Below are 11,446 nucleotides of genomic sequence, written 5' to 3'. Positions count from 1 at the left end.
TTATAGTATTTTTACCTTTTTGTGAGCAACAAAACAACCGGTAGATGCATCAGGCACTACTACATAGTATGTTCCGGCAGCCAAGCCTGTTGTATTGTTCTGCGTAATTAAATTTGTATTCAAATCACCTTCTGCATATATCGCCACACTTCCTTCAGTGCAATTATTGCAAGGACCTGAAGTGGTAAATTCAATTTTATTACCTATCAATGTAACATCATCTGCCATATTCGTAACGATTAATGAAGTTAAGTTTGGCAGTTGCATTTCAAAGCCGCTTTGGCAGCTGCTATTAGAATAGTTTCCGTATATAAAATATCCAGTTTCAAAAATGTTCAAATTAATAAGATCTTGAGGACCGTAAAGAGTTTTTGTGTAGTTGTATGGTTGACCGCTGTTTAAGACACCTGAATCAAACATTCCATCGAGACTATAGATGTTTTGGTTACAGCTTACAGGCTGAGACGAAACATAAATTGATTGTGAAGGATCAATTAAAATGGTTTGACTAGCTGTGCACCCTCCTGCATTTGTAACAGTTACAGAATATTCAGTCGCAGAACCAGGAGTAACAGTTATAGTCTGCCCTGTAGCTCCAGTTGACCACAGAATTGATGCATAATTTGCTGACTGTAGGTACAAGTAATATGGACTACTGCAATTACCAGAAAAGATATAAACTTCAGGTACACCTGGTATATTTTTTGAAAAAACCTGCGTACATGTTGGGTTTTCGATATCAGTCACTGTCACGCTGAAGACTGAGCTGTGTGTGGAGTCCACCGGAATTGTGGCAGTTGTAAGACCATTACTCCAGAGATAGCTATAATTTCCAGATCCACCTGTTACATTGATAGTCATCGGTCCACATATATTTAAAAAATCTGCGTTCAGGTCACACAATAAATTGCATAACTCAAAATCATAATTCAAATTATTTGGGTCAAACTGCTGCACAAGACTTGACTTATTGTCATCTCCATTAAATGCAAATATTTGAAGATTTGGCCCGGCAATACAGAAATATTGTTCTAAATTAAAATTAAATGTTCCACCCGGTGCAGGTACTATAGCTGTCACATCATCTTGCTTCAAAACAATATAGCCATTTTCGATCAGTATTCCATTGCATTTAATAGTGCCACTCACCTGACTATAATTGACATTGATGACTATATCATCCAAAACGACATCATTATCAAATGGACCGACAGTAACCGTTACTGATTCATCAGAATTGCATCCAAAAGGCACTGCTTTAATTTTAAGGATAGCTCCCTTTGGTATTTTACCGCAGAACTTTCCTGCTTCATCAGTATAACCAAATCCAACACCGAGCTCATTTCCACCAATAGAAGCACTAATGCTAATCTGTGCGTTAACTATAGGATTCCCATTTTGATCCACGACACCACCACACGCCTGAACCAGTGGAAAAGGTGCATCACAATTCCAAAAACTGAAATGGCTAACTTCTCCAACATACTCACTGCCTTCCAACCTAGATTCACCTTCTTCCTTCCAAACACCTGCTCCCTCATCAAAAGACCAAAGAGCTATAGTCTTCGGTTTACTTGAAGATTTTGCAGGGATTCTGAATTTTGCTCTGCTTCCAGACTTCAAATTAAGTTTACCTCCATTCGATCCTTTCATCTCTACTACAAACATGCCGGCTGTTCCCAACACTACAGTACTTCCTTGGAAGTCAATGCCTATGAGGCCTCCAGGCATTTCATCACCAATCGAAGGACTAGTTGGATCTATAAATCTGGCAGTAAGCTTAACTTCACCATTATATTCTTCTCCATTGCTTTGCTTTATTGAATTTGGCTCAAAAGTTATTGTACCACCGCCTGTCATCTGTATCTCACCACCTAAAGAAGAAGGAAAACTTTTATCCTGTGTATCTTTTAGTAATTTAATATAAGAATGAAGAGCTGACTTGTCTGGATATAATCTATCTGAGCCAATAATATACCCTGCTTTTTTCACTCTTATATATGTGCCTTGTTTATCCATCTTAATATTTTTTAAGATAAAAACACCTAAATCATTAGTAGTAGTTGTCGCACTATAAGTCTCGACTGTGGCGCCGCTGACAGGCTTATTATCTTCGTCGAAGACGTATCCGATGACTGATCCGTTGATTTCTTCATATATTTTAGCAGTAAAGAGTGTTGATACATCTTCATTGTAAAATATTTCATCCTTGTGACAAGCACTGAGGAAAACAAACAAAAATATTATTATTAAATTAAAAAATTTCATGACTAATTATTTTTCTGAAAAAGAGAATTGAAGTCTTTTGCAAAAGTACTTATATCTAAGAGTAAGGTTCATTTAAAATCGCTGCAATTACTAGTGAAATTTAATAAAAAAATATAAAAGTAACAAAATCGGAATTCCTTAAACTATTGTCAGGACTTGAATTTGGGGATATTATCATAATTGAATCATTTGCTTGACTATATTTGCGGCATAAATACCATAACATGTCCAAAACTATTTCTATCATAGGTTGTGGAAACCTCGGAAGCGCTATTGCTAAAGGCATCAAAGAAGACAAAGAAAATCATTTCCATGTCATCGCCACCAGAAACAAGATCGAACTACTACAGCCGTTGCAGGAGATTGGGGTTGAAATTACGAACAACAATGTTGACGCAGTTAATCACAGTCAAATAATATTATTGGCAGTCAAACCATTTATGGTACCTCAAATTCTTGAGGAAATAAAATATTCTCTTGACCAAAACAAAATCCTTGTTTCACTGGCAACAGGAGTTTCTATTAAAGAAATGCAGTCCATCATTGGCGATAAAATTCCGATCCTTCGAGCTATGCCAAATACAGCAACAGGAGTAAGTGAATCATTAACTTGTATTTGCGCAAATGACGAAAACGCTTCGTTGCATCTGGAAGAAATCAAGTCTCTCTTTGAAAAAATTGGAGAAACTGTAGTAATCAAAGAAGATCTGATGGATGGTGCAACAGTGCTTGGTGCTTGTGGAATAGCCTATGTCATGAGATTCATTAGGGCAATGGTTCAAGGAGGAATTGAAATTGGCTTTGATGCTAAAACGGCAAGTTTCATTGCAAATCAAACTGTTAAAGGTGCTGCACAATTATTGATCCTGGGGAATACTCACCCAGAGCAAGAGATAGATAAAGTAACTACCCCTCGTGGATGCACGATCGCAGGGTTAAATGAAATGGAACATCAGGGATTTAGTTCATCCTTGATCAAAGGGATAATTACTTCGTTTAAGAAGATTGAAGAAACAAAAAAGTAATTGAAAATGAAGAATTGAAAATTGAAAATGACGATTATAGGTAATGTCAGATAGCTGATGGCTCTTGGCTTTATTTTACAAAAAATAATAAAATGAAAATTTTATTATGCTTTGGAAATTTTAAGCTTTAAAACATCTACAAAGTAAGCCTTTGATTTTTTTTTAAATAATTGGTGTCATGCAAATTATACATTTTTGTTAATATTTTTTAGCAAGCCGCCAGATGTCGATCAAATTCTCTTCTAACATCTAGTTTCTATCTTCTGATCTCTGACTTCTAACTTCTGGCTTCTAACTTCTGACTTCTAGCTTCTGACTTCTGGCATCTAGTTTCTAGAATCTAGTGCCTATAATCTAGCGTCTGCTTTCAACTAAATCGCCAATCCATTGTTTGCCCTTCATAAATTAAGCCATAAATGAAATTTTTACTAACGTACTTGCGTAAGCACCGTTGGCTCATCGCATTAACTTTGCTTCTGGCCACTATTGGACAGTTGTTCAGCATGATGGATCCATATATCATGCGACTCATGATTGACAAGTACACATCAAACCTTAATAAATATACTACAGATCAATTCATCCAAGGTGTGATTACATTAGGATTAGCCATTATAGGAGTGGCAATGGTTTCCCGAATTGCAAAAGCATTTCAAGATTATTTTGTTAACCTTATCACGCAACGTGTAAGTACAGAGATTTACAATGATGGACTAAAACATGCACTATCTCTACCTTTCGAAGTATTTGAGGATCAAAGGAGTGGAGAGACATTGGGTATATTACAAAAGGTAAGAACAGATGTCCAAAGGTTACTGTCTACTTTTATCAACATAATGTTTGTTTCATTAGTGGGAATCATAGCAGTAACGATTTATTCCTTTTCAGTTTATTGGGCAGTAGGACCACTGTTCTGTCTGACGATACCAATTCTAATCATTCTTAGTAGTTTCCTAACTAAAAAGATAAAAACCATACAAAAACAGATTGTTGGTGAAACTACAGCTCTTGCCGGCTCAACCACAGAATCTTTAAGAAATATTGAGTTAGTTAAAAGTACCGGACTTGTAGATCAAGAGATCAATAGGCTAAGTGAAACAACAAATAAGATCCTTGAACTGGAGATTAAAAAAGTAAAATATGTAAGAAGCCTTTCATTTATTCAGGGGACTGTGATAAACTTTCTGCGAACGACGATCATCGTCATTATGGCCTATCTAATTTTCAAAGGAAACATCACGGTTGGAGAATTTTTCTCCTTATTTATGTACTCATTTTTCATATTTGGTCCTTTAAATGAAATAGGTAATCTGATAAATATTTATTCAGAGACACTTGTTTCATTGAATAATTTTAAAATGTTGATGGATAAAACACCCGAAATATTCCCATCAAACCCTAAAAAGGTTGGTATCATAGATTCCATTGCATTTGAAAAAGTGACATTTACGCATCCAACTGCTGCCAAACCTGCACTTAAAGACATTAATTTCAAAGTAAATAAAGGCGAAAAAATAGCATTTGTAGGGCCTTCAGGTGCAGGGAAAAGCACGTTGATTAAAATGTTGGTCGGATTATATCAACCAAAAGCCGGTCAGGTCAAATACAGTGGTATTCCCGTAGAAGAGATAAATATCAATGAAATAAGAAATCAGATAGGCATCGTCACTCAAGAAACACATTTATTCGCCGGAACCATCAAAGAAAATTTACTTTTCGTTAAACCTGATGCCACAGATTCAGAAATTGAAAAAGTGCTTCGGATGGCAGCAGCTCACAATTTACTTGATCGGGCAGATAAAGGTATTTATTCAACAATTGGAGAAGGCGGGATTAAGATATCGGGTGGGGAAAAACAAAGACTCTCTATCGCTAGAGCTTTACTACGCAATCCCAATTTGCTTGTCTTTGATGAGGCAACTTCAGCCCTTGATAGTTTAACAGAAGAAGAAATCAATGAGACTATAGTTCATCTACCAGGTAATGAAGAGCGCATCACGATTCTCATAGCGCACCGACTAAGTACCATCATGCACAGCGATTGCATTTATGTGCTGGAAGCTGGCCAGGTAGTAGAATCCGGAACACACTGGCAATTATTAGAGAAAAAAGGACTTTATTTTGCGATGTGGCGTCAGCAAGTAGGAATGGTGGAAGAAAATCCTGAAATGAGTATGAATTAGAAGTATTAAAGTTAAAAAGTATTAGAGTTAACCAGTATTATAGTTAGCCAGAATAATAGTTAACCAGTTGACAAGTATTATAGTTAACCAGTTCGTTAGTATAACTTAAACTATAATACTCTTATACTATCCACTATTGTACTTTAATACTCTAATACTATCCACTATTATACTATAATACTATATTTGCACGATTTTTAAAATTACAAGTCAATATTCCAAATTGACTTCAATCTATAAAATTCTTTAGAATGAAATACGATGTTTTAGTGCTAGGAAGTGGTCCTGGAGGATATGTAGCTGCTATAAGAGCTTCACAATTAGGTTTGAAAACAGCAGTGATCGAGCGCGAATCTTTGGGTGGTATCTGTCTTAATTGGGGCTGTATTCCTACAAAAGCCTTACTTAAAAGCGCTAAAGTATTTGAATATCTGAACCATGCTTCTGATTTTGGAATCACTGTTGAAGGCGGAAAGGCAGACTTTGGCGCTGTGATCAAAAGAAGCCGAGGTGTGGCTGATGGCATGAGCAAAGGAATTCAATTTCTTTTTAAAAAGAACAAGATCGACGCCATTATGGGCAATGGTATCTTGAAAAAAGATAAAAAAATAGAAGTAACTGCCGCGGATGGCACGAAGACAACTTATGAAGCAGATCATATAATAATCGCCACAGGAGCAAGAGCAAAAGAACTACCGGGAATTGCCATTGATAAGAAAAACATTATTGGATACAGGGAAGCAATGTCTCTCCCTACAATGCCGGAATCAATGCTCGTCATTGGCGCTGGAGCTATTGGTGTTGAATTTGCGTATTTCTATCACACCATGGGTACTAAAGTAACCGTAGTTGAGTTTATGGAAAATGGACTAGTCCCGCGTGAAGATGCTGAAATATCAAAAGAACTCAACAAGATTTACAAGAAAAAAGGAATGACCATCCTTGGAAATACTGCAGTAGAAAAAGTAGATATTTCAGGCACTAAGAAAAAAGTTACTGTTAAGGATCGTAAGACGGGTGAAAGTCAAGTCATCGAATGCGATGTGGTGCTTTCTGCTACCGGTGTTACACCAAATCTTGAGAACATTGGATTAGAAGAGGTAGGTATTTCCATAGAAAAAGGCTTCATAAAGGTTGATGAATTTTATAACACAAGTGTCAAAGGATACTATGCCATTGGAGATGTATTACCAACTCAGGCTCTTGCACATTTAGCTAGTGCAGAAGGTATTACATGTGTAGAAAAAATCGCAGGTCAGCATGTTCAACCGATAGATTATGGCAATGTACCAGGTTGTACATATTGCTCTCCCGAAGTTGCTTCTGTAGGCTATACTGAAGTTGCTGCAAAAGAAGCCGGATACGAATTAAAGATTGGTAAGTTCCCCTTTGCAGCATCAGGAAAGGCCGCTGCAGGTGGTGTTAAAGATGGTTTTGTTAAACTAATCTTTGATGCAAAATACGGTGAGTTGCTTGGTGCACATTTCATTGGAGACAATGTTACTGAAATGATAGCTGAAATAGTAGTTGCCCGTAAATTGGAGACTACAGGTCACGAAATGATCAAATCTATACATCCTCACCCTACGATGAGTGAAGCCATTATGGAAGCAGCAGCGGCTGCCTATGGCGAAGTAATACATATCTAGCTTTTTATAAAAAATAAAACAGAGCGTTCCAAGCCAATGAATAATACTTATCATGACTTAGTCAACCAGACATTTTACTTTCCACAGGAAGGATTTGGATTGGAAGAAAATAAATTACTTTTTCATGGTATAAAATTATACGATCTTCTTGAGAAGTATGGTACACCACTTAAGTTGGTATATCTTCCAAAGATCTCCGATCAAATACGTAAAGCAAAAAATTACTTTGAAACTGCCATTTTCCAATTACATTACACTGGAAAATACAATTACACGTATTGTACCAAAAGTAGTCACTTTAGGTATGTACTGGAAGAAGTACTCAAGAATGACGTACATCTAGAGACATCATCAGCCTTCGATATAGACCTAATCTGGAAACTTCACTCAGAAGGCCTTGTGCCAAAAGATAAGATCATTGTCAACAATGGTTTTAAGAATGACTCATATATCAGAAGGATTTGCGGAATGATCCAATCCGAATTTACCAATATCATCCCTGTCATGGACAACAGAGATGAATTGGAAATTTTTCAAAAATACCTTGGTGATCAGATTTTTGATATTGGATTAAGGGTAGCTACTGAAGAAGAACCACACTTTGAATTTTATACTTCCAGGTTAGGAATTAGAAAGTCTGAAATCATCAACTATTACATTGAAAAGGTCAAACCAAGCGAGAATGTAAGGCTAAAAATGTTACATTTCTTTGTTGATACCGGCATTAAGGACAATATCTACTATTGGGACGAACTGCGCAAGGGGATTAAAACATATTGTGAACTTAAAAAGCTTTGCCCAACGCTTGAAGCAATCAATATTGGAGGCGGACTTCCAATAAAAAATAGTCTTGGTTTTGAATACGATTATGGTTACATGATCCTTGAGATCGTACGTCAAATTAGGGATGCATGCGCCGAGAATGAAATACCTGAACCTGACATCTACACAGAATTTGGCAAGTACACGGTTGGTGAAAGTGGTGCACATTTTTTCTCAGTCATTGGTCAGAAGCAGCAAAATGACAATGAGTGGTGGTATATGGTTGACAATTCAGTTATGAATACCTTGCCTGATGCATGGGGTATCAATGAACACTTTATATTATTACCTATAAATCATTGGGACAGAGACTATAAGAGGGTAAATATTGGAGGATTAAGTTGCGACAATTCTGACTATTATAATTCTGAAGCACACAGCAATCAAGTTTATCTTCCTGCTGTCCGGAAAGATGAAAAGTTATATTTAGGCTTCTTCCATAGTGGTGCCTATCAAGATGCTCTAAGCGGATATGGAGGTATAAAACACTGTCTCCTACCCTCTCCTAAACATGTGTTAATTGATAAAGACCAGGATGGGAATCTCATTGATTGGGTCTGGGCGAATGATCAGGATTCTGAAAGTATGTTGAAGATACTGGGGTACTAGCTTATCGGGTGATAGGGTGATAAGTGATAAGTGATAAGTGATAAGTGATAAGTGATAAGTGATAAGTGATAAGTGATAAGTGAAGTAAGCGGTGAACATATTATTTGTTCAACTCTACGCTTATTTTCTTTTTATAAGTTGCCATTACTTTAAGTATTTCGGAACATTCTTGATAAACACTTTGGTAACTTAATTGGTTAATAAATTTACATTCAAAAAGTAATTCCAACCAAAATTGGGTTTCATCACATTCCTCCACAACAATACACAACTTTGAATATTTCTCTTTTAAAGACCGTGCTCTGCAAGTCGCACGATAATTTGCTGCTACAGAAGTTACACTTCTAATTGATTGTTTTCTCAATATCCCGAATGCATCAGAATATTTTACCTCTGACAAAATAGAGATAATAGTAAGTGCAAGTTTTTTTGTTCTTTCCCTGAATATTTGATTATAATCAAAAGCTTCCATAATAATTGGTTTGGTGGTTGAATTAAAAATAGGTGGTAATGACAAATATAAACAATACTTCACTATTTAAAAAAAAAAATTTATCTTCCAACTATATCAAAATTACCCACACCTCACTTATCACACATCATTCATCACACGTCACACATCACTTATCACTTATCACACATCACCTATCACACATTAACCACTCATGTCTTTCGTCGATTATTTTATCCCATTCGTCGATTATATTTTGCTCCATCCTACCCAATATATCTACATTTCCAAATTAAACAAACGTTTAATTATGCCCCGAAAAAGATATACCAAATAAAATTATGTTAGGCATTAAAAAGTTAGTTTTAAATACGGTGGAAACGTTTTTTGTTTTTTTTGTTTCCAAAACGAAAATTAAATATATCTTTGCCGCATTATTTAAACAACATAATGTCTGAACTAAAAGAACAAATAAAATTTAAAGCATTTCAAACATTTTTGAAATATGGTTTTCGATCTGTGACCATGGATGATCTTTGCAAAGAACTCACGATGTCCAAGAAAACACTTTACCAATTCTTCTCCAACAAGGAAGAACTATTGACTGAATGCATTGCATCCTTCCAAGCTAGGAATCAAGAGCAATCTGATGCAATTCAAAAAGAGGCCTCTAATCCAATAGAACTTATATTTTTGGTTTTTAGGCATTTCATGAAGGAGGCCCAACAAAACAATCATCAAAAATACCTGGATCTAAAAAAATATTACTTCGATATATGGGAAAATGCAAATAGTTGCAATGAACATTACGTCATTAATAAAATTTTAGACAATCTGAAAGAAGGTAAAAAAGCAGGTCTTTACAGAGAAGATCTGAATGAAAAAATAATAGCAAAGCTTTTTTACCAAAAGACATTGCTACTTTCTGACCAGGATTTTTTTCCAATAAATGAATTTCGACCTGTAGAGGTAATTCATGAGTTAGTCGTCTACCACTTGAACGGTATATGTACAGATAAAGGCAGAAAGCTAATTAATGATTACATTATAAAATACTTTAACAACTAATCAAAACCGAAAAATATGTCAAAACGGAATTTAAAACATTTATTGCTCAGTTGCTTTGTAGCCATATCCTTTGCAGCAAATGCCCAACAAAATTTTTCTGTGGAAGAAGCAGTCCAATATGCCATCAGAAATCATAGCAGCACTAAAAAAGATGTAATTAAAATCGCAGATGCTGAAGCTCAAATGAAAGCGATTAAAGCAACAGGTTTGCCTCAATTAAATGGTTCTGCTGAATATCAGTATTTTATTGAAGTGCCTGCGATGCCTTTACCGAAGGAGTTTGATCCAACCGGCGAAGGTGGAACTATAGCCTTTCAGAAAAGAAATAATCTTAATCTAGGCCTAAATGCAAGTATGCTTGCATTTGATGGATCATATCTTGTGGCATTAAAAGCCGCTAAATTGTATAGAGAATATGTCAGGTCTCAAACTGAAATAACTCCAATTACTATTAGAAAAAATGTAACTGATTCATATTACACTGTATTGATTGCAGAAAAGAATAAAGCACAATTAGAAAAGAACATTAACATTATCCAGACGCTTAGAAAAGAAGTCGGTGAGATATATAAAGCAGGACTAAATGAGAAGTTAGATGTAGACAGAATTGATTTAAGTATCAGTAACTTACAATCAACAATAAACGTACTGAGCAGAAATATTGAAATACTGAAAAATGTACTAAAATTCCAAATGCAACTGCCTATGGACCAACCAATAACGTTGACGGATAATTTTGATGTAATATATAATGAAGCTCAAACAGAACAAAGTAAATCTGTTGAGCAATTGAACATTCAAAATAGACCTGAATACAGATCCATTGGAAAAGGAATTGAATTGGCAAAGCTGGATATTGATCGTTTTAAAAAAGGATATCTTCCATCCCTTAGTGTTTTCGGATCTTTTGGCCGTGGTTTTCAATCGGACAATATATTCAAATCAGGTGGTTTATGGATACCAACATCTCTAGTTGGTATAAAATTAGCAGTACCAATTTATGACGGAGGCGCCAAAAAAGCTAATATACAGCGAGCTCAAATCGTAGTTGAAACTAACGTTATCGACAGAAACGATTTTGAGAGAGCTACCAACCTCGAAGTAATAAATGCTCAACAATCTTACCTCAACGCATTGGAAACAGTTAAAGACAAACAAAAGTCTCTGGACCTTGCGCAGGAAATCTTTCGCGTTTCTCAAGTGAAATATAAGGAAGGAATCGGTGCCAGTTTCGAAACTCAACAAGCTGAAGCAGAATTATATAGCGCCCAAGCGGGCTTGATTCAGGCTCAGTCAGAAGTCATTACTTCTAAATTTGCCATTGAAAAAGCACTAGGCAACTTCGAATAATTAAAAACGAAATAACTTATA

The 11,446-nt window shown here is 35.8% G+C and carries 8 protein-coding genes; 6 read left to right on the top strand and 2 right to left on the bottom strand.

Going from position 1 to position 11,446, the window contains the following annotated elements:
* Window positions 1–2,268 carry a hypothetical protein gene (locus IPI15_RS04295; RefSeq protein WP_287400964.1) on the bottom strand — a complete coding sequence of 756 codons (2,268 nt, stop codon included), beginning with the start codon at window positions 2,266–2,268 and terminating at the stop codon, window positions 1–3.
* Between the two features lie 224 nt (window positions 2,269–2,492).
* On the opposite strand from IPI15_RS04295, the gene proC reads away from it, so the two are divergent.
* The 4 genes from proC (at window position 2,493) to IPI15_RS04275 (ending at window position 8,556) form a co-directional block, all read left to right on the top strand.
* Window positions 2,493–3,293, top strand: a complete 801-nt coding sequence (gene proC / locus IPI15_RS04290) for a pyrroline-5-carboxylate reductase (RefSeq protein ID WP_287400961.1) — start codon at window positions 2,493–2,495, stop codon at window positions 3,291–3,293.
* Between the two features lie 416 nt (window positions 3,294–3,709).
* Window positions 3,710–5,476 (top strand): ABC transporter ATP-binding protein, encoded by a 1,767-nt coding sequence (locus IPI15_RS04285; protein ID WP_287419312.1) that lies wholly within the window; start codon window positions 3,710–3,712, stop codon window positions 5,474–5,476.
* Window positions 5,477–5,727: 251 nt separating this feature from the next.
* Window positions 5,728–7,125, top strand: coding sequence for a dihydrolipoyl dehydrogenase (gene lpdA, locus IPI15_RS04280; RefSeq protein ID WP_287419311.1), 1,398 nt, complete (start codon window positions 5,728–5,730; stop codon window positions 7,123–7,125).
* Window positions 7,126–7,161: 36 nt separating this feature from the next.
* Complete coding sequence (locus IPI15_RS04275) at window positions 7,162–8,556, top strand: type III PLP-dependent enzyme domain-containing protein (protein ID WP_287400956.1); 1,395 nt, start codon at window positions 7,162–7,164, stop codon at window positions 8,554–8,556.
* Window positions 8,557–8,656: 100 nt separating this feature from the next.
* Here the strand turns inward: IPI15_RS04275 and IPI15_RS04270 are convergent, their stop codons facing one another.
* Complete coding sequence (locus tag IPI15_RS04270) at window positions 8,657–9,028, bottom strand: four helix bundle protein (RefSeq protein ID WP_287400954.1); 372 nt, start codon at window positions 9,026–9,028, stop codon at window positions 8,657–8,659.
* 429 nt (window positions 9,029–9,457) lie between these two features.
* Here IPI15_RS04270 and IPI15_RS04265 point away from each other — a divergent pair, with 429 nt between their 5' ends.
* Together IPI15_RS04265 and IPI15_RS04260 are read left to right on the top strand one after the other, a co-directional pair.
* Window positions 9,458–10,075 carry a TetR/AcrR family transcriptional regulator gene (locus IPI15_RS04265; protein WP_287400952.1) on the top strand — a complete coding sequence of 206 codons (618 nt, stop codon included), beginning with the start codon at window positions 9,458–9,460 and terminating at the stop codon, window positions 10,073–10,075.
* A gap of 15 nt (window positions 10,076–10,090) precedes the next feature.
* Entirely contained in the window at window positions 10,091–11,425 is a 1,335-nt protein-coding gene (locus tag IPI15_RS04260; RefSeq protein ID WP_287419309.1) for a TolC family protein, read from the top strand.
* Window positions 11,426–11,446 lie beyond the last annotated feature (21 nt).

The sequence above is a fragment of the Candidatus Brachybacter algidus genome (assembly GCF_016707225.1).
GTDB lineage: Bacteria > Bacteroidota > Bacteroidia > Chitinophagales > Saprospiraceae > Parvibacillus > Parvibacillus algidus.
This window is presented reverse-complemented; position numbering and strand designations above follow the sequence as displayed.